The 17,219-nt window shown below is 64.7% G+C and carries 16 protein-coding genes; 5 read left to right on the top strand and 11 right to left on the bottom strand.

The features are described 5' to 3' along the window. Positions 1 to 185: 185 nt before the first annotated feature. The 5 genes from ACSQ3D_RS19035 to ACSQ3D_RS19015 form a co-directional block, all read right to left on the bottom strand. On the bottom strand, positions 186 to 728 hold the full coding sequence (locus ACSQ3D_RS19035) for a hypothetical protein (protein ID WP_436127921.1): 543 nt from the start codon (positions 726 to 728) through the stop codon (positions 186 to 188). Further along, positions 722 to 1,378 carry a peptidoglycan recognition protein family protein gene (locus ACSQ3D_RS19030; protein ID WP_436127920.1) on the bottom strand — a complete coding sequence of 219 codons (657 nt, stop codon included), beginning with the start codon at positions 1,376 to 1,378 and terminating at the stop codon, positions 722 to 724. The genes ACSQ3D_RS19035 and ACSQ3D_RS19030 overlap by 7 nt, the downstream gene beginning before the upstream one ends. Positions 1,379 to 1,549: 171 nt before the next feature. Continuing rightward, positions 1,550 to 2,830, bottom strand: coding sequence for a patatin-like phospholipase family protein (locus ACSQ3D_RS19025; RefSeq protein ID WP_436127919.1), 1,281 nt, complete (start codon positions 2,828 to 2,830; stop codon positions 1,550 to 1,552). 113 nt (positions 2,831 to 2,943) lie between these two features. Further along, complete coding sequence (locus tag ACSQ3D_RS19020) at positions 2,944 to 3,771, bottom strand: HDOD domain-containing protein (RefSeq protein WP_056165464.1); 828 nt, start codon at positions 3,769 to 3,771, stop codon at positions 2,944 to 2,946. Positions 3,772 to 3,831: 60 nt separating this feature from the next. Then, a complete protein-coding gene (locus ACSQ3D_RS19015; protein WP_436127918.1) occupies positions 3,832 to 6,201 on the bottom strand; it encodes a Tex family protein in 2,370 nt (789 codons plus the stop codon). A 168-nt stretch (positions 6,202 to 6,369) separates the two neighbouring features. On the opposite strand from ACSQ3D_RS19015, the gene ACSQ3D_RS19010 reads away from it, so the two are divergent. From ACSQ3D_RS19010 to ACSQ3D_RS19000, 3 genes are all read left to right on the top strand, one after another. After that, positions 6,370 to 6,777 carry a hypothetical protein gene (locus tag ACSQ3D_RS19010; protein WP_056419505.1) on the top strand — a complete coding sequence of 136 codons (408 nt, stop codon included), beginning with the start codon at positions 6,370 to 6,372 and terminating at the stop codon, positions 6,775 to 6,777. Positions 6,778 to 6,818: 41 nt separating this feature from the next. Then, the gene (locus ACSQ3D_RS19005) at positions 6,819 to 7,970 is read left to right on the top strand and encodes a DUF72 domain-containing protein (RefSeq protein ID WP_436127917.1); all 1,152 of its coding nucleotides are present in this window, start codon (positions 6,819 to 6,821) and stop codon (positions 7,968 to 7,970) included. A gap of 98 nt (positions 7,971 to 8,068) precedes the next feature. Beyond that, entirely contained in the window at positions 8,069 to 8,356 is a 288-nt protein-coding gene (locus tag ACSQ3D_RS19000) for a hypothetical protein (RefSeq protein ID WP_436127916.1), read from the top strand. Between the two features lie 279 nt (positions 8,357 to 8,635). On the opposite strand, the gene ACSQ3D_RS18995 is transcribed toward ACSQ3D_RS19000, so the two are convergent. Both ACSQ3D_RS18995 and ACSQ3D_RS18990 read right to left on the bottom strand, forming a co-directional pair. Next, a complete protein-coding gene (locus tag ACSQ3D_RS18995; protein ID WP_436127915.1) occupies positions 8,636 to 9,853 on the bottom strand; it encodes a multidrug effflux MFS transporter in 1,218 nt (405 codons plus the stop codon). Positions 9,854 to 10,132: 279 nt separating this feature from the next. Next, complete coding sequence (locus tag ACSQ3D_RS18990) at positions 10,133 to 11,110, bottom strand: alpha/beta fold hydrolase (RefSeq protein WP_436127914.1); 978 nt, start codon at positions 11,108 to 11,110, stop codon at positions 10,133 to 10,135. A gap of 68 nt (positions 11,111 to 11,178) precedes the next feature. Here ACSQ3D_RS18990 and ACSQ3D_RS18985 point away from each other — a divergent pair, with 68 nt between their 5' ends. Beyond that, positions 11,179 to 11,592, top strand: a complete 414-nt coding sequence (locus tag ACSQ3D_RS18985) for an Rrf2 family transcriptional regulator (protein WP_436127913.1) — start codon at positions 11,179 to 11,181, stop codon at positions 11,590 to 11,592. A gap of 287 nt (positions 11,593 to 11,879) precedes the next feature. Here ACSQ3D_RS18985 and ACSQ3D_RS18980 read toward each other — a convergent pair whose 3' ends face one another. Beyond that, positions 11,880 to 12,518 carry a TetR/AcrR family transcriptional regulator gene (locus ACSQ3D_RS18980; protein WP_436127912.1) on the bottom strand — a complete coding sequence of 213 codons (639 nt, stop codon included), beginning with the start codon at positions 12,516 to 12,518 and terminating at the stop codon, positions 11,880 to 11,882. Positions 12,519 to 12,826: 308 nt separating this feature from the next. Here ACSQ3D_RS18980 and ACSQ3D_RS18975 point away from each other — a divergent pair, with 308 nt between their 5' ends. Beyond that, entirely contained in the window at positions 12,827 to 13,723 is an 897-nt protein-coding gene (locus ACSQ3D_RS18975; RefSeq protein WP_436127911.1) for an NAD(P)/FAD-dependent oxidoreductase, read from the top strand. Positions 13,724 to 14,068: 345 nt separating this feature from the next. On the opposite strand, the gene ACSQ3D_RS18970 is transcribed toward ACSQ3D_RS18975, so the two are convergent. The 3 genes from ACSQ3D_RS18970 to ACSQ3D_RS18960 all read right to left on the bottom strand — a co-directional run bounded on the left by ACSQ3D_RS18970 (position 14,069) and on the right by ACSQ3D_RS18960 (position 17,195). Beyond that, positions 14,069 to 15,139, bottom strand: coding sequence for a GGDEF domain-containing protein (locus ACSQ3D_RS18970; RefSeq protein ID WP_436127910.1), 1,071 nt, complete (start codon positions 15,137 to 15,139; stop codon positions 14,069 to 14,071). A 200-nt stretch (positions 15,140 to 15,339) separates the two neighbouring features. Continuing rightward, on the bottom strand, positions 15,340 to 16,620 hold the full coding sequence (locus tag ACSQ3D_RS18965; RefSeq protein WP_436127909.1) for a TRAP transporter large permease: 1,281 nt from the start codon (positions 16,618 to 16,620) through the stop codon (positions 15,340 to 15,342). Then, positions 16,617 to 17,195, bottom strand: coding sequence for a TRAP transporter small permease (locus ACSQ3D_RS18960; protein ID WP_436127908.1), 579 nt, complete (start codon positions 17,193 to 17,195; stop codon positions 16,617 to 16,619). The genes ACSQ3D_RS18965 and ACSQ3D_RS18960 overlap by 4 nt, the downstream gene beginning before the upstream one ends. Positions 17,196 to 17,219 lie beyond the last annotated feature (24 nt).

Below are 17,219 nucleotides of genomic sequence, written 5' to 3'. Positions count from 1 at the left end.
TGCTGCGTTTTGCGCCTTGCACTCCATTCCGATCCCCAGCGCACACTTGGCAGCTCGATGCGTGCAGAGGCCCCCCAGTTCACGCGGCAACAAATGTGGAACCGGCTTGAGGTGGCCAGCCACCCCCAATGCATTTCAAAATGCGGCAGGCGCCACACTAATGCTGGCCGGACAAATCCTTATTTTTAACATTTTTCACAGTAATAGAAAAAGACGTCTGTCTCCTTTCCCTTTGTTAAAGGAGAAAGGTAGCCGACCTTACCCTCACTGGACAGCGAAAAATGGGCAACGCGACCATTGGCAAATGTAATTTTCACATTTCCACTACTGCACTCACCATGCTGGCCGTAATAATTCATCACCGCCATCTGAGATACAGGCACGGAATTTTTCATGAAAAACCGTATGCCCGCGTCCGTCAAACGAGGGCCCGCGTCACTGGTACAAATTTTCCCATCTGCATCAAAGTAATGGGAATTTTTAATCTTGATGCTCTTGATGTTACCGACGGGATAGGCCCTGGCAGAATTTCTCATGCACTCCTCCCGTTCGTCCCGCGATTGAATGCCAGCGCAACTGTCGGGGTCTGTCTGCGGTTCATTAGAGACTTTTGTACTTGCGCGACTGGTCGATTGCGGCGGGGAAGCTGGCGACCCCTCGCTTTTCGAGAAACACTGCAACGCGAGCGACGCCACCAAAACACCCACCAAAGAAAGCTTGGTCACCATGATGCTGTGCTCGCCTCCGTCGGATTTTTTCTGCTGACCACGGGGTGGCGAAAAACTTCCGACTCGGCAATTTGAAGTGTTTGTCGAAGCTCCGAGACCAGCCAGCGCAAAGATAAATTTTGCGCGTGGTTCACGGCCTCATACACCGAATGATTATTAAAATAAACTTCCTTTTGTTTTGGCGTGGCTCCAGCAGGAGCTGACTTTCCGGGTGGCAGAAATGCCTTTCCGGCAATTTCTATTCCTATGCTATCAACGTTAGACGGGTATCTCGACGGCGTAGATTTGAGCATTTCTATCTCATGCATCCTGTCAACATCGCTTGCCTGCGAGAAGCCCTTGGACTTTGCAAATGCGGCTGGCTTACATGAATATTCAACCAGGCAGCGCGCCTGTAGCGCGCCGACGTGGTTAGTTCGCTTGAACACAGAGGCCGTTTGGTAAATAACGCCATCCTTATCGATAAGAAAATGCGCGCCATTCGCCTTGGCGTTTGCGTAGCTGTTTAAAGAGCTTGAAGCACGGTCCGCACCTGTCTGATGAACAATAATGCCCTTTACATCGGTCAACGGCTGCCTTTCGATCTGCGAAAACCGCCTCGGACGCACATGGGCAGATACGAGCATTCCCTGATCATCGATTTGCAGCATCTCAACTCCTGAAAAATTTCAGGCGATTGTATTTAACCAGCAGATACGACCCATGAAATGAGAAACATTTGTTTTATTTGGAAACAATCTCCAAACAGAATTTCACAAGAAAAATCACTCATTATCCCGAAGAATGGATACCTGAAGCTCCTCGAGAAGGCAATATCTCTGTTACAAAACACCCACATGCGCCATGTCCGGCCGCTCCAGCCAGGCGGCCCACTCGTCCACCAGCTGCTGGCTGGCCCGCGTGGCCGTGAGCCAGGCTTTGGCGCGTGCAGCGCTGTCGGTGCCGTAGTGGGTGAAGTCGTTGCGGTCCGGCAGTTTGGCATTGGGCAGGGAGCGCACCCAGTCCGGGCTGGGTGACAGCACCACCATGTTGTCCAGGGCGGCGGTGGAGCGGTGGCGCCACTTGAGGCCTTTGTCCAGCCAGCCGGGGACCACGCTGTGCTGGAAATGCGGGTACAGCACCAGCCCGGGCGATGGGCGCGAAGGGTATTTGTGCTGATTTTGGCTGCCACCGCGCTCTCCACTTGCGCTACCAGCTATTAAATCAATAGCACCATCCAACATCGTGTCCGGTGTCCGTGACTGCACTTGCGCCGGCATCGGTGCCGATGTGGGTGTCGGTGTCGGTTTTGAAGTCTGCGATGACTTGCGGTACGCCAGGTGCAGGTGGTAGTCGGTGATGCCGCCATCCCAGTACGCCCCCCGCGGCGCGCCGGGGATGTTGTGCACCGCCTGCAGTACGAAGGGGATGGAGCAGCTCGCCTGCAGCGCCTGCATGAAGTTGCCGGCATCGAGCAGCACCTGCCGCGTGCGGTAGTCCGACGTGGCAAAGGGCAGCGCAGCGCATGCCAGGGTGGCAGCGTCGGCCCCCGTGCCCACGGCATCGGGCGATGAAAACACCACCCGCTCCAGCCAGGCGCCCAGGGCCTTGCGGTGCACGGTGTTGGTCAGGAAAGCGCCCAGATAGCCCAGCGGCGTGGCCAGGCCGTGCTCACGCCGCAGCATGTGGCGCCCGCGCGAGGTGACGATGTGCAGCCTGTAGCGCGGGTGGTTGAGCACCTCGTCCACCCGGCCGCCGTAGAACGCTTCAAGGTTCTGGCCGAACCGCTCGCTCACGTGGGCCGCCGTGGGCCGCTTCTTGCCGGGCGGCAGGTCGTAGTTCTGGTGGATGTAGTCGTGCTCCAGCCGCTCGAAGGCCGCCACCGAATCCTTCAGGCAGGCGGTGGCCATGCGCCACGCGCCGATGGAGGCGCCGACCAGGTGCACCGGCTGGGTGGATTGCGGCAGCCACTGGCCGAAGATGAACCGGTCGAGCGGCCCCAGGATGAGCCCCTTGGGGCCACCCGCTGCGCCGGGGATCACGCCCACATCGGCGGGCTGCAGGCCGTGTTGTTCAAGGTGTTCGCGGGCACGGGGGCCGGCATGGATGCGCAGGGCTTTCATGGGCGGGGATTGTCGCAAAGCCCGGCGCTTGCGCCTGTCGCGCTGTCATCCGCCACGGCCCTGCGCATCACCCGCTGCGGGCGATACGCCGCACCCCGGGCTTGGCGGCCAGGTCACACCACGTAGTCGGCCGCCTCGGGCTTCACCGTCCAGTCGATCGGGTCCTGCTGCAGCACCATGTCGATGTCGAGCCCCAGCGTCAGGCCCACCTCGCCGGGGAACGACACCGCCAGCTCCCGGTCGTCCAGCTCGGCCTCGCGGGCGCGGGCGCGCCAGGAGGCCAGGTGGATGACGCCGGCCAGCGGCTCGTAGACGTTGTTGTCGAAAGGTGCGCCCTGGTGCTGCAGGGCGTCCACCACCGTTTCGGGCAGCTGCCACCGGCGGGCCAGGGCCGCGGTGACGTGGCCGTAGCTGTAGCCGAAGATGCGGTGCTCGATCTTGCCGCGCCGCAGGTCGAACGGCGCGACCAGGGTGTTGACGGAGTGCGCCTTGTCCGGGTCGGCCAGGTGGATCACCAGCTCGCCCAGCGCATGCAGCAGGCCGGCCGTGAAGGCGGCAATCTGGTTCTGGTGCACGATGCCTGCGAGCGACCGCGCGAGCTTGGCGGTGTTCAGGCTGTAGCGCCAGAACTGCTGCATGTTCACACCCGGCACCGAGCGGGACGTCGTGCCCAGCGTGGCCGACGACACCAGTGCGCGCACCTGCCCGGTGCCCAGCAGCGCCAGCGCTTCCGGGATGCCGGCGATCTGGCGCGGCAGCTGAAAGGTGGGCGAGTTGGCCAGCTCCAGCAGCCGTGCCGCCAGCGTGGGGTCGGTGCCGAAAAGCTGGCTCAGGCGCCGCAGGCTGGGCTCGTCGTGCGCCAGCTCGTTCATCAGCAGCGCCACGGCGCGCGGCAGGCTGGGCAATGCCACTGGTTGGGCCAGCAGTGCGTTCAACTCCATGGGGTAGGGCACCGAAGGGTTTGGTTGGGCCGATTATGGCCCGCCCTCCCCGCCCGGCACCTAACGATTCTTGGCCTGTTGCAACTTGGCGAACGCCGATGCCATGGCCGACTGCTGCGCGGGTTCGTTGGCCCGGCGCTGCGGCTGGGCATAGCCCCGGCCCGCGCCCTCGAAGCGGTTGTCGCGCGGCGCGCCGCGGTCGCCGCTCTGGCGCGGCGGTGCGGCGTCGAGCTTCATCGACAGGCCGATGCGCTTGCGCTCCACGTCCACCTCCATGACCTTGACCTTGACGATGTCGCCGGTCTTGACCACTTCGCGCGCGTCGTTCACGAACTTGTGCGCCAGCTGGCTCACGTGCACCAGGCCGTCCTGGTGCACGCCCAGGTCGATGAAGGCGCCGAACTGGGCCACGTTGCTCACGGTGCCCTCCAGGATCATGCCCTCCTTGAGGTCCTTGATGTCCTCGACGCCGTCGTTGAAACGCGCCACCTTGAAGTCCGGGCGCGGGTCGCGGCCGGGCTTTTCCAGCTCGCCCAGGATGTCCTTGACGGTGATGACGCCGAACCTGTCGTTGGCGAACAGCTCGGGCTTCAGCGTCTTGAGCATGTCGGCGCGGCCCATGATCTCGGCCACGGGCTTGCCGGTCTTCTCCATGATCTGCTCGACCACGGGGTAGGTCTCGGGGTGCACGCCGGTCATGTCGAGCGGGTTGTCCCCACCGCGGATGCGCAGGAAGCCTGCGCTCTGCTCGAAGGTCTTGGCCCCCAGGCCCGCCACGTCCATGAGCTGCTTGCGGCTCTTGAACGCACCGTTGGCCTCGCGCCAGCGCACCACGGCCTTGGCCACGCTGCCCGACAGGCCCGACACGCGGCTGAGCAACGGCACGCTGGCCGTGTTCAGGTCCACGCCCACCGAGTTCACGCAGTCCTCCACCACCGTGCTCAAGGTGCGGGCCAGCTCGCTCTGGTTCACGTCGTGCTGGTACTGGCCCACGCCGATGCTCTTGGGGTCGATCTTGACCAGCTCGGCCAGCGGGTCCTGCAGGCGGCGGGCGATGGAGGCCGCGCCGCGCAGGCTCACGTCCACATCGGGCATCTCCTGCGAGGCATATTCGCTGGCGGAATAGACGGACGCGCCGGCCTCGCTCACCACCACCTTCTCGATGGCGCGCTCGGCCTTGGCGGCCATCTTGATCAGGTCGGCAGCCAGCTTGTCGGTCTCGCGGCTGGCTGTGCCGTTGCCGATCGCGATCAGGTTCACGCCGTGTTTTTCAGCCAGCTTGGCCAGGGTGAACAGCGAGCCGTCCCAGTCGCGCTTGGGCTCGTGCGGGTACACCGTGGCCGTCTCCACCAGCTTGCCGGTGTCGTCCACCACGGCCACCTTCACGCCGGTGCGGATGCCCGGGTCCAGCCCCATCACCACGCGCGGGCCGGCAGGTGCGGCCAGCAGCAGGTCGCGCAGGTTGTCGGCAAACACCTTGATGGCGACCTTCTCGGCGTCGTCGCGCAGGCGGGCGAACAGGTCGCGCTCGGTCGACAGCGACAGCTTCACGCGCCAGGTCCAGGCCACGCTCTTGCGGATCAGGTCGTCGGCGGGCCGGCCTGCATGGCTCCAGCCCAGGTGCAGGGCGATCTTGCCTTCGGCCAGGCTGGGCTTGCCGGGCTCTGGCTCTACGGGCAGCACCAGCTTGGCTTCCAGAATCTCCAGCCCCCGTCCGCGGAACACCGCCAGTGCGCGGTGCGAAGGCACGCGGCCGATGGGTTCGTCGTACTCGAAGTAGTCGCGGAACTTGGAGACCTCGGGGTCGTTCTCGTTCTTGCCGTCGACCTTCTTGCTGCGCAGCAGGCCTTCGGCCCAGAGCCATTCGCGCAGGCCCTGCACCAGCACGGCGTCTTCGGCCCAGCGCTCGGACAGGATGTCGCGCACACCGTCGAGCACGGCGGGCACGGTGGAGAAGTCGGCGCCGGGCTTGCCGTCGTCCAGCACCTCGGGGGGCTTGGTGAAGGCGGCTGCTTCCGTGGCGGGGTCGAGCGTGGGGTCGGCAAACAGCTTGTCGGCCAGCGGCTCGATGCCGAACTCGCGGGCGATCTGGCCCTTGGTGCGGCGCTTTTGCTTGAAGGGCAGGTAGATGTCTTCCAGCTCTTGCTTGGTGGGCGCGGCGGCGATGGCAGCGCGCAGCGCGTCGGTCAGCTTGCCCTGCTCGTCGATGCTCTTGAGCACCGCGGCGCGGCGGTCTTCCAGCTCGCGCAGGTACGACAGGCGCGCTTCGATCTCACGCAGTTGGATGTCGTCCAGGCCGCCGGTCACTTCCTTGCGGTAGCGTGCGATGAAAGGCACGGTGGCCCCACCGTCCAGCAGCTCGACGGCTGTACGCACCTGTTGTTCACTGACCCTGATTTCTGCGGCCAACTGCCGGATGATCTGCTGCATGTGTGGGCGAACTCTCTCTGACGGCGAACCGGCCGTTGCCCTGCGGGGCGCAGCCGGTTCTGAAACAAACAAAACGCGAAGCGCGGGAGTTTGCCACAGGCGCTTTGGCCCCCACCCGACCCCACGGCGTGGTGGTCCTGCAGAGGTCCCTAGAATGCGCAGGCTGCCATGAACGACCCCATCCCCTTCCCCATCCGCACCGAATGCCCGCCCGGCACCTGCGTGTGCGGGCGGGACGCATTGATCGAGGCGCCCGGCGGCGACGTGCGCATTCTTCGCCTGACACGCACCGAAGAAAAGAAACTGCTCGAGCGGTTGGAAAACCTGACCAGCCTTGACGACCTGCGTCGCATGCAGGCACGCATGGAGCAGCAACTCGGCGTGCGCCTGTCCATCACCCCCGGCCCGAACGAGGTGCGCACGCTGCGCGGCATCGCCATCCTGGTGCTGGACCAGCCCGGCCTGTGCCGCAAGACGCGCCAGGCCATCCCCGCTGCCATCAAGAAGAGCCTGGACCAGCGCCCCGAGATCACCTACGAGCTGCTCGATGAAAGCGGGCTGTTCGGAGGCCTGTGAGCCTGCCCCCCATGAGCCAACGTCCTGCCCTGCCCGCCTGAATGCAAGACGACCTGTTCGGCGGCCCGCCCACACCGCCGCCCTCGCCCGCCCCCCGCAAACAGCCGCCCGAGCCGGACACGCCCACGGACGGGTTCGGCACCGACCCGGCACCACCCTCGCGACCACGCCGCACCGGCGTGCACCCCGCCCCGGGCCACGACGACCTGCGTGCCCTGGCGGCCGCCTTGCCCCCGCAACTGCGCATGGGCACTTCGTCGTGGACCTACCCCGGCTGGAAAGGCCTGGTGTGGGAGGGCGAGCATTCCGAGTCCATGCTGTCCAAACAAGGCCTGCCGGTGTATGCCCAGCACCCGTTGCTGCGAACCGTGAGCATCGACCGCAGCTTCTACCGGCCGCTCACGGTGAGCCAGTACGAGCGCTACGCATCGCAGGTGCCCGACGACTTCCGCTTCGTGGTGAAGGCGCCCAGCCTGGTCACCGACGCACTGGTGCGCGCCGAGGATGGCCGGGGCCGCGAGCCCAACCCCGCTTTCCTGAGCCCCGAGCTGGCCCGCAGCGAGTTCGTGGAGCCCGCACTGCAAGGCCTGGGGCACAAGCTCGGGGTGCTGGTGTTCCAGCTCAGCCCGCTGCCGCTGGCGCAGCTCGACCGCCTGTCGCTGCTGCTGGAGCGCCTGCGCGCCATGCTGCTCGCGCAGCCCGCACTGGCCCCGCTGGCACCCGACGGCGTGATCGCGGTGGAGGTGCGCGACCCCGAATGGCTGACCCCCGCCTTCGCCGCCGTGCTGCGCGAGGCCGGCGCCACCTACTGCCTGGGCCTGCACGCCAAGATGCCAGCCCTGAAGGACCAGCTGCCGGTGCTGCGCGCGCTGTGGCCCGGCCCGCTGGTGTGCCGCTGGAACCTGCACCCGGTGCACGGCCCGTACGGCTATGAAGACGCCGAAAAGCTGTACCAGCCCTACGACCGCCTGCACCACCCCGACGAAGAAACCCGCACCGAACTGGCCGCCGTGATTGCGGGCATGACCGGGCGCGGTCAGAACGCGTTCGTCACCATCAGCAACCACGCCGAAGGCTCGGCCCCGCACACGGTGCTGGGGCTGGCACGCGCAGTGGCTGCGGCCAGCGGACATGCCAAGCCTGCTGCCCCTGATGCACCGGCGTTGCAAGCGCCCGCCGGCACCGCGGCGTAGGACACGGATCACCGCCAGCAAAACCGCAGGCTGACAACGCGCGGCACCCACCCCGGCAACGATGGAGGCCATCACATCCAAGCCAAGGGGAATCACACATGGGCATCCGCCAGAAGATCAACGAAGTCCGCACCTCGGATGAGGCCCGCCCGGGCTTTCCCGCAGAACGCTGGCTGGCGCTGGGCGCAGGCCTGCTGGTCATGCGCACCGCCGGCAAAAGCCGCGGCTTTCTCGGCCGCATGGTCGGCCGGGCCGTGGGCAGCGCGCTGATCGCCCGTGCCGCGTCGGGCCGCGACGGCGTGGTCGGCAAGCTGGCACGCGCCAGTTCCCCAGGAGCAGGCATTACCGGCGTGGCCCGCGCGCTGCGCGACCGCGCCCGCAGCTGAGCCGCTGCACCGCCATTGAAAGGGGCCGGACGGACTGAATCGCACTGACCTCGCCTGGTGCGACATCGACGTGCCGCTGTCCTGCCGGGGCATCACGGATTAGCGGGCGTGCGGGCTGTGCGCGCAGGCCGGGTGCTGATCCATGCCGTGGGCAGATCCACATACGGCACAGGGCGTGCGGATTCAGATAAAAAACGGCTCCACCGCGCTATGGATAAGCGCTATCAGCTATCTTTTTAATAGCATCAGATATTCAGAATGTCTTCGAGTCCTTGACGCTCAAGACGCTTGGTTCTGCGCCTGTGCTTGCGCGGGCCGGCTGTACCCCAGCGTCACCCAGGTGAGCGCCAGGCCCATCAGGGCACCACTGGCCATGCCCACCACCATCGGCAGCGGTTTACCGGTGGCGAACAATCCGACCACGCCCATGGCCACGGCGCCGATCAGCATCTGCAGCGTGCCCAGCAGGGCCGACGCGGTGCCGGCGATGGCGCCATGCTCCTCCAGCGCCAACACCGAGGTGGTCGGGATCACCAGCCCCATGAGTGCGCTGGCGAAGAAGTACAGCCCCAGCAGCACGGCCAGCTGGTCGCCCCCAGCCAGGTAATAGGCCAGCAGGGCCACCATGATCACACCCGCCCCGGTGACGGCTGCCTTGACCGTGTTCACCAAACCAAAACGCCGCCCCAGTTGCGCATTGAACTGCGCCGCCGCAAAGAACGCCGCCGCGTTGACCGAGAACGCCAGGCTGTACTGCACCGGCGTGAGGCCATAGTGATTGATCAGCACAAACGGCGAGCCCGCCAGGTACACGAAGAACCCCGCCATAGAGCACCCGCCGATGAACACCAGCCCCAGGTAGTGCCAGTCGCGCAGCAGCAGCGCGTAGCCCGCCAGCGCGCTGCCCAGGCTGCTCTCCAGCCGGTCGGCCGCGGGGCGCGTCTCCTGCAGGCCCTGAGACACCAGCACCAGCCCGGCCACCGCCGCCACGGCCACCGCCCAAAACACGCCACGCCAGCCCGTCAGCGCGATCACGCCGCTGCCCGCCAGGGGCGCCAGTAATGGCGAAATGCTGAACACCAGCATCAGCAGCGACATCAGCCGCGCGGCCTCCGTGCCGGTATGCAGATCGCGCACCACGGCCCGCGGTATCGCCATGCCCGCCGCAGCGCCCAGCCCCTGCACGAAGCGCAGGGCCACCAGCGTCTCGATGTCGGTCGCCAGCGCGCAGCCCACGCTCGCCAGAGTGAAGAGCAGCAGCCCGGCATACAGCGGCGGCTTGCGCCCCACCATGTCGGAGATCGGACCATAAAACAGCTGGCCCACACCCAGCGAGACGAAGAACGCCGTGAGGCTCCACTGCACCGCAGAGACTTCCGCCCCCAGGCTGGCGCCGATCTCGGGCAGCGCCGGCAGGTACATGTCGATGGCAAAGGGGCCAATGGCCGAGAGCAGGCCCAGGATAAGGGCCATCTTGAAGAAACGGGTCGTTTGCATAGCCGACGATTGTCACCAGTTCGGTGCGCGGCTGCGGGAAAACCCGGAATGTCCTTCGCTTGTGGGAACGCAGGTATCTTCAATTGCTCCGGCCGCGGCTGGGCGTGGCGCTGAACGCCACTTTTCTCTGGAAACCCAGCCATTGGATGCCTTCGTAGTTGGTCATCCGCCTGATGTTGATGCGCAATTGGCGGGCAAACTACGGCACTCGGCCGAGAGCCAACTTCAAGATTCAACGGCTAAACTGATGCAAGGGGTACTTTTTGCATCCGTCCCCTCTCACAAATTGCTCAGAAAATCGATGAGCGCCGCGTTCACTTCGCTGGGCGCTTCTTGAGACAGCCAGTGGCCAGCGCCCGGCACCTGCAATGACGCTCTGAGATTTGGAACCAGCTCGGGCATAGCAGCAATGATCTCTTGCATACCCGGCATGGCAAGGCCAGTGTCTCGTTCGCCGACCATATACAGCGCTGGCACTTCCACGCGCAGCCCATTGAAGGCCGCGTCCAATTCCCAGTTGCGGTCCAAGTTGCGGTAGTAGTTCAATCCTCCTGTGAATCCGGTTCGCTCGAAAGCCTCGACCAAGGCGTTGAATGAGGCAGCTGGCAGCCAACGAGGAAGGTCCGTCGGTTCGGGCAGCCCGCCCAGCAGCCCTAGGGTTTTCGTGAATACGCCGAATGGGTTGGGTGTGGTGGGATCATCACGTGGACCAGCGTCCCCGCTCGCCGCGTGATAAATGCGGCGCAGCGATTTGGCGATGTCGGCTTCAAGCTCCCGTTCAGCCAGTCCCTGTTCCATGAAGTAGTTCACGTAGAACCAAGCATCCGATAAGCGCGGAAAAACCTTGCTTGGCGCCGCAGGTGCTCGCCCCATCATGGGAACCCCGAGCGCGGCGACCGCGCGAAACAGGTCAGGCCGAAGAAGTGCAGCTTGCCATGCAATCGTCGCACCCCAGTCGCTGCCCACAACAACCGCCCTCGATTCACCGATCGCATCCAGCAGACAAATGAGGTCGCCCACGACGTTCATTGTCGTGTACTTGGCGGCATCTGAGGGACAGTCGCTAAGTCCATATCCGCGCAGGTCAGGCGCCACGCCTCGGAATCCTGCGTCAGCAAGCGCAGGAAGTTGATGGCGCCAAGCATCTGAGGTTTCCGGAAATCCATGGCATAGCAGAACGACCGGGCCGGTGCCTTGCTCAGTCAGGGACAGATTCAATTCGTTGGTCGCGATGATGTGCTGCTTGGCGAAAGTCATGGGTCTGTTCACTTTGGCTGATGATGCCTTAGTGTAACTCCAAGAGTTACGCATGAGATAATTGATCAATGGTCGTCGATACTCGCCTTGCCCGCCTCCTGCACGTGCTGCTACACATGCACTTGCATGGCGGAGGTACGACGTCTGAGACCATCTCGAAGATGCTGCACACGAACCCTGTGGTCGTTCGGCGAACGATGGCAGTAATGAGGGATGCCGGCTATGTGACATCCACGGGGGGGCGTGGAGGTGGGTGGTCGTTATCAGCGAACCTCTCCACGTTGACAGTCGCTGATGTGTACAACGCGTTGGCACCGTCAAGTATTTTCACTTTGGGACCTGCGGTCGATAACCCCAGTTGTCCCGTAGAGGCGGCAGTAAATCGGCACTTAACCGAAGCCCTGACAAGGGCTGAAAACACTCTGTTGCATCACTTTGGGCAGACGCGGTTGACTGATTTGGCCCTGGAGATTTCGCCGTGAAGCCAAACTTCCCCGTGCTTTTAACGACCGCAGTGGGCCCCAAAACCGACCTTTGAGACGGCCAAGGTGAGTGACCGTTTTTGCAGTGGCTGCTTCCATTCCACTTACCGTTCGTAACCCTCGCTTGATGATGCAAGTCCGTCATCTGTGTTCGGGCGTTCAATGCTTGTTCTCGCGACGGTTCCCTGAGGAAATGAGGCGATGGCTCTTTGAGCCCTCACCCATGAGCGACTGTCGACGTTGCACCGTTGAGCCCGGTCACTCGCCTCGCGTTGCGCGGTGGGCGCCTACGCTTTGTAAGCGGCCATGAAGACCCGCACGGCCTCTCTCACAAGTGCCTTGTTTTCACGGGCGTCCGGCATCTCGAGCTTCAGCAGTCCCCGGATGTGCCCGGAGCCAAGGAACATCGACAGAAACAAATCCGCTGCCTGGCGCGGGTTGCGCACCTTCAGCGTGCCCGCCGAGTGGGCCCGGCGCAGATAAGCAGCAAGCTCGCCATTCACTCGCTCCGGGCCCTCCTGGTACAACGCACGGCAGGCTTCGGGCTGCGCACCCGCAACGCCGTAAACGGCGCGCAACGCGCCCAAGGCGTCACCGCGCGCCAACGCTAGAAATCGAGCGCCGATTGCCAGCAACGCAGCATCCGGCTGGTCCGGATCTAGCGATCCGGCGCCCGTGAAATCGGCCATCACCGCCGCCGATCTGTCGCGCACGACCGCCTGGAACAGCCCCTCCTTGGAGCCGAAGTTGCTGTAAACGGTCATCTTGGACACACCGGCGTCCGCAGCGATGGCGTCCACGCTGGAGCGCTCCAGGCCATGCTCATCGAAGTGCCTTTGCGCCGCTTCGAGGATGCGCCGGCCGCGCTCGGGATCGCGTGGCCGCCCGCGCTGAGGCTTGGGATCGGAATCTGGGGAGCTGACCATTGTTCATATTTAGTGGACTTGACAGTCCAATATAACGCATGCACATTACTGTACTTATCGGTCTAATAAATTGAGAGATCTGAGACACGATGCGACCGAGACTGGACGGCCCCCCGCAGCGGCACGCAGCTCCGGAAACTCCGCTCACACCCGGTCCCTCAGCAACGATATTGAGCCGACTAAAGGAGGCATCCATGCAACGAAGAGACCTTTTGGCGCTGGCCACGCTTTCCATCACCGGCTTCGGCCAAGCTCATTCCACGAGGCCAAGCCCACACCCTTCAATTCAAACATCGGAGTCCAGCACCATGAAGAACGACGTCATCATCATCGGCGGCAGCTTTGCCGGCCTCGCCGCCGCGCTGCAGCTCGGGCGCGCCGGCCGCAAGGTCACTGTTCTTGACACTGGCCTGCCGCGCAACCGCTTCGCGGGCCACTCGCACGGACTGCTCGGTCACGATCACAAACCACCGCTGAACATCCTTGCCGAGGCGCGGCAGCAACTGGCGCGCTATCCCGCTATCAAGCTGGTCAACGCTCGGGCCGACAGCATCTCGGGCGCCATTGACGATTTTTCTGTTCTTACGGGTGACGGCGAAAGCCTTGGGGCGCGCCGCCTGATCTTGAGCTACGGGCTCGCCGACCAGATGCCTAATGTTCCGGGCTTTGCCGAAAGCTGGGGCACGTCCATCGTGCCCTGCCCCTACTGCGACGGCTTTGAAGTCGCTGGCCAGCACTGGGGTGTCGTCTGGTCGGGGCCGCAGACGCACCAGTCCGTCAGGCTGTTCCGCGATTGGACCGACAAGTTGACTGTCTTCGCCGATGGTCACGACCTCCCGCCCGAACTCGAGGCCGATCTGGCGCGCCGCAAAATCTCCGTCGTCGATGGACGGATCATCGAGATCGCCCATCGAAAGGGCCACATCACCACTGTCAATCTCGATGCCGACCGCAATGTCGCGGTCGACATCCTGTTCGCGCATCCACGCAACAAACCGTCTGCGAGTCTGCATGAATCACTAGGCCTCGCCACCGTCGATACGCCCACCGGTATCATCCTCAAGGTCGACGATCGTCGCCAAACCAGCATGCCCGGCATCTACTCCGCCGGCGATCTCTCAACGCCGTTCCTTCCGTCCGTCACCCAGGCATCATCTCAGGGCGCGATGGCGGGGATCTTTGCCCAGCAATCGATGCTGGCGTGAGCGGCTGGACTTCTGTCTCCGGGTGCCGCGGCTGTTGCCATAACGGTGACTGATGACGGAGCGTTCCGCGCAATTCCCGGGCTGTGCCGGCACAGGACCATTGCCATGCCACCGCGTTGATCACGAACTGCAGCATGGTTCGCCGCGCCGCAGAGTTCGACCCATCGCACGAGCGTGGACGCTGTCCTTTGCAAAGACCCGGGCGGGATCTTTGACAAAACCGAAAAAAGCGATGCCGCGAAACCTGGCAAGCACATCTACAGGGGCACGCGCAACGAAAATTCAATGTCGCAAAACCAGGCGCTTCAATGGGACTGTTGACTTACCTCCGGTTCAATGTCGCCGTCACCCGCCAGCCGCCTCCCCCAGCACCTGCGCCAGCTCAATCCTATGCCGCCCGCCCTGCTTCGCACGGTACAGCGCCCTATCGGCCTGGCGCACCAGCTCTTCGGGCAACTGCTCACGCTGCGGCTGCAGGCTGGACACGCCGAAGCTCACGGTCACGATGCCGTGCGGCGCGCCCTCGTGCGGCAGCGCCAGTTGCACGATGGCCTCCTGGATGCGGCGCGCCACATCGGCGGCGGCCTGCAGGTCCGAGCCGGGCAGCAGCACCACGAACTCCTCGCCGCCAAACCGCGCGGCCAGCTCGCCTTCGCGGCGGGCGCCTGTCTGTACCAGGGTGAGGGCCAGTGCTTTCAGGCAGGCATCGCCCGCCAGGTGGCCGTAGTGGTCGTTGAAATGCTTGAACACGTCCACGTCCAGCATGATGAGCGCCAGCGGTGTGCGGGCCCGCTGGGCCCGGGCCCATTCGCGCGCCAGGGCCTCGTCGAAGTGGCGGCGGTTGGCGATGCCCGTGAGGCCGTCGGTATTGCTCAGCAGCTCCAGCTGGTGGTTGGCCTGCGCCAGCGCCTCGGTGCGCTCGTCGACCAGCGCCTGCAGCTCACTGTTGCGCTGGCGCAGGTCGTCGATGGGGTACACCTCGCTGCCGTGCGCCTTGCCGTAAGGGATGGAGACGCTCACGTGCGCGATCTTCCAGTCGCCCTCGGTGCCCTGCCCTGCGGTCGCCGCGGGCTCGCGCCGGAACAGCACCACTTTGCGGGCCGTCTCGCGGGAGAACAGCGCATCGGGGATCGGCAGGTGGATGTGAAAGAACGCCGTGGCCGCCAGCAGGTCCGGGCCCAGGTCCTGCACGAACAGGTCCACCATGTCGATACCGATGCGCGTGGGCACCTGGGCAAAGTCCTGCTGCGTCACCTCGACCCATTCGGCCCGGCTTTTCACCAGCTTGTCGCTGCTGCCGGCAAAGCCGCTGAAGCTGTCGCTGAAACGCGCGAGCAGCCGGGTATCGCGTGCGGCATACATCTCGATGTACTCATCGAAAAGCATGCGGGTGAGTCGCTCGCGGTCCGGGGGCATGCAGGGGGTCCTTGTCGTCGGGGGGGTGGTGATGGGGCGGCGCCAGCGACCGCATCACGCGGGCATGGCGACAGGTGCGATTGAATGTAACACCCGCTGCGCCCGAGCAGCCACCCCGGCTTACCCTGCGGCCGGCCCTGCACCGGCACTGCCGCGGGCCGGATCATCCGCGCGAGCCACGCCAGCCGCGCCCGCGTTCGTCACCCATGGAACCACCGCGCAGGGCCCATCACCAGCCAGGGGAACAGCACCATCAGGAACATGATGGCGAACTCCGCGATCATGAAGGGCACCACGCCGCGGGTCACGTCGTCCATCGACATCTTGCCCACCCCGGCCACCACGTTCAGCACCGTGCCCACCGGCGGCGTGACCAGGCCGATGGAGTTGTTGATGATGAACATCACGCCGAAGTAGACCGGGTCGATGCCGGCGGCCGTCACCACCGGCATCAGCACGGGCGTGAGGATCAGGATGGTGGGCGTCATGTCCATGGCGGTGCCCACCAGCATCACCAGCACCATGATGGCCGCCATCAGCAGCACCTTGTTGTCCATGAAGGGCTGCAGCAGCCCCACCACCTTGGACGGCAGGTCGGCCACGGTGATGAGCCACGCGCTCACCATGGCGGCGGCGATGAGGAACATCACGATGGCGCTGGTCTTGGCCGCGGCCACGAAGATGCCGTACAGGTCGCGCCAGGTGATCTCGCGGTAGATGACGGCCGACACGAACAGCGCGTACACCGCCGCCACCACCGCCGCCTCGGTGGGCGTGAACACGCCCATGCGCAGGCCCACGAGGATGATCACCGGCAGCATCAGCGCCCACAGCGCCTTGCGCAGGGCCGTGAGGATCTCGCCCGCGGACTTGCGCGGCGGGGGCATGATCTTCTCGCTGCGCACCAGCACGGCCCACGTCAGCCACAGCGCCGCACCGATCAGGATGCCCGGCACGATGGCCGCGAGGAACAGCTTGGAGATCGACACGTTGGCCGCCACGCCAAAGATCACGAGGCCGATGCTTGGCGGGATCACCGGGCCGATGACGCCGGTGGCCGCGATCAGCCCGCCTGCGCGCGACTTGTCGTGCCCGGCCTTGACCATCATGGGCAGCAGCAGCGCGGTGAGCGCCGCCGCATCGGCCACCGCCGAGCCCGACAGGGCCGACAGCAGGCAGCCGGCCATGATGGTCACGTAGCCCAGCCCGCCCTTCACGTGGCCCACCAGCGCAAGCGCAAAGTCCACGATGCGGCGCGACAGGCCGCCCACGTTCATGATCTCCCCCGCCAGCATGAAGAACGGAACGGCCAGCAGCGGAAAGCTGTCGGCCCCGCTGATCAGGTTCTGCGCCAGGATCTGCGCGTCGAACAGATCCAGGTGCCACATCAGCGCCACACCGCTGGCCAAGAGCGAGAACGCGATCGGGATGCCCATGGCCATGGCGAGCAGCAGCGCGCCGACAAAGACGAAGATGGTCATCGCGCGCCCTCCTTGCCGGGGGACGCATGGGTGGTGCCTGCCGAGCCCAGGATCTGCTGCAGCTGCACGGCCTCTTCGGACTCCTGCACCATCACCAGGTCCTCATCGGCGATCTGGCCGCTGAGCAGGCGGTACAGATCAATCGCCAGGATGAGCGCCGCGCACACGGCAAACACCAGCCCCGCGGCATAGACGATGGCCATGGACGCACCCGTGGTCGGCGCCGTCACGTCCCAGTTGATGCGCGCCTGCGCCAGGCTGCCCTGAAACAGCAGCCACACGATGTAGAGCATCACCCCATGGCCCAGGGCCAGGCAGATCTTCTTGCCCACGGCCGGCAAGCGCTGCACCACCATGTCCACCCCCAGGTGGCCATGCTCGCGCAGTGCGACGATGGCCCCGAGGAAGGTCATCCAGATGAAGAGCCAGCGCGAGACCTCTTCCGACACGGTGATGCCCGAGTTGAAGCCGTAGCGCAGCACCACGTTGCCGAACACCAGCACCACCATCAACGCGAGCATGGCAGCGATCACCGCCTCCAGGCCGCGGCAGGCGCCATCCATCCACCGATTCATGTTGTATTTCCTGTGATGGAGGAT

This window comes from Acidovorax sp. LjRoot117, assembly GCF_964252695.1.
Taxonomy (GTDB): domain Bacteria; phylum Pseudomonadota; class Gammaproteobacteria; order Burkholderiales; family Burkholderiaceae_C; genus Acidovorax.
This window is presented reverse-complemented; position numbering and strand designations above follow the sequence as displayed.

Bases quoted from the DNA above. Each gene is read 5' to 3' on its own strand.
- ACSQ3D_RS18980 (WP_436127912.1), bottom strand. From the start codon at position 12,518: ATGGTCAGCTCCCCAGATTCCGATCCCAAGCCTCAGCGCGGGCGGCCA.
- ACSQ3D_RS19030 (WP_436127920.1), bottom strand. From the start codon at position 1,378: ATGCTGCAAATCGATGATCAGGGAATGCTCGTATCTGCCCATGTGCGT.
- ACSQ3D_RS18970 (WP_436127910.1), bottom strand. From the start codon at position 15,139: ATGCCCCCGGACCGCGAGCGACTCACCCGCATGCTTTTCGATGAGTAC.
- ACSQ3D_RS19015 (WP_436127918.1), bottom strand. From the start codon at position 6,201: ATGCAGCAGATCATCCGGCAGTTGGCCGCAGAAATCAGGGTCAGTGAA.
- ACSQ3D_RS18995 (WP_436127915.1), bottom strand. From the start codon at position 9,853: ATGCAAACGACCCGTTTCTTCAAGATGGCCCTTATCCTGGGCCTGCTC.
- ACSQ3D_RS18990 (WP_436127914.1), bottom strand. From the start codon at position 11,110: ATGACTTTCGCCAAGCAGCACATCATCGCGACCAACGAATTGAATCTG.
- ACSQ3D_RS19010 (WP_056419505.1), top strand. From the start codon at position 6,370: ATGAACGACCCCATCCCCTTCCCCATCCGCACCGAATGCCCGCCCGGC.
- ACSQ3D_RS19000 (WP_436127916.1), top strand. From the start codon at position 8,069: ATGGGCATCCGCCAGAAGATCAACGAAGTCCGCACCTCGGATGAGGCC.
- ACSQ3D_RS18985 (WP_436127913.1), top strand. From the start codon at position 11,179: ATGGTCGTCGATACTCGCCTTGCCCGCCTCCTGCACGTGCTGCTACAC.
- ACSQ3D_RS19035 (WP_436127921.1), bottom strand. From the start codon at position 728: ATGGTGACCAAGCTTTCTTTGGTGGGTGTTTTGGTGGCGTCGCTCGCG.
- ACSQ3D_RS18960 (WP_436127908.1), bottom strand. From the start codon at position 17,195: ATGAATCGGTGGATGGATGGCGCCTGCCGCGGCCTGGAGGCGGTGATC.
- ACSQ3D_RS19005 (WP_436127917.1), top strand. From the start codon at position 6,819: ATGCAAGACGACCTGTTCGGCGGCCCGCCCACACCGCCGCCCTCGCCC.
- ACSQ3D_RS19025 (WP_436127919.1), bottom strand. From the start codon at position 2,830: ATGAAAGCCCTGCGCATCCATGCCGGCCCCCGTGCCCGCGAACACCTT.
- ACSQ3D_RS18975 (WP_436127911.1), top strand. From the start codon at position 12,827: ATGAAGAACGACGTCATCATCATCGGCGGCAGCTTTGCCGGCCTCGCC.
- ACSQ3D_RS19020 (WP_056165464.1), bottom strand. From the start codon at position 3,771: ATGGAGTTGAACGCACTGCTGGCCCAACCAGTGGCATTGCCCAGCCTG.
- ACSQ3D_RS18965 (WP_436127909.1), bottom strand. From the start codon at position 16,620: ATGACCATCTTCGTCTTTGTCGGCGCGCTGCTGCTCGCCATGGCCATG.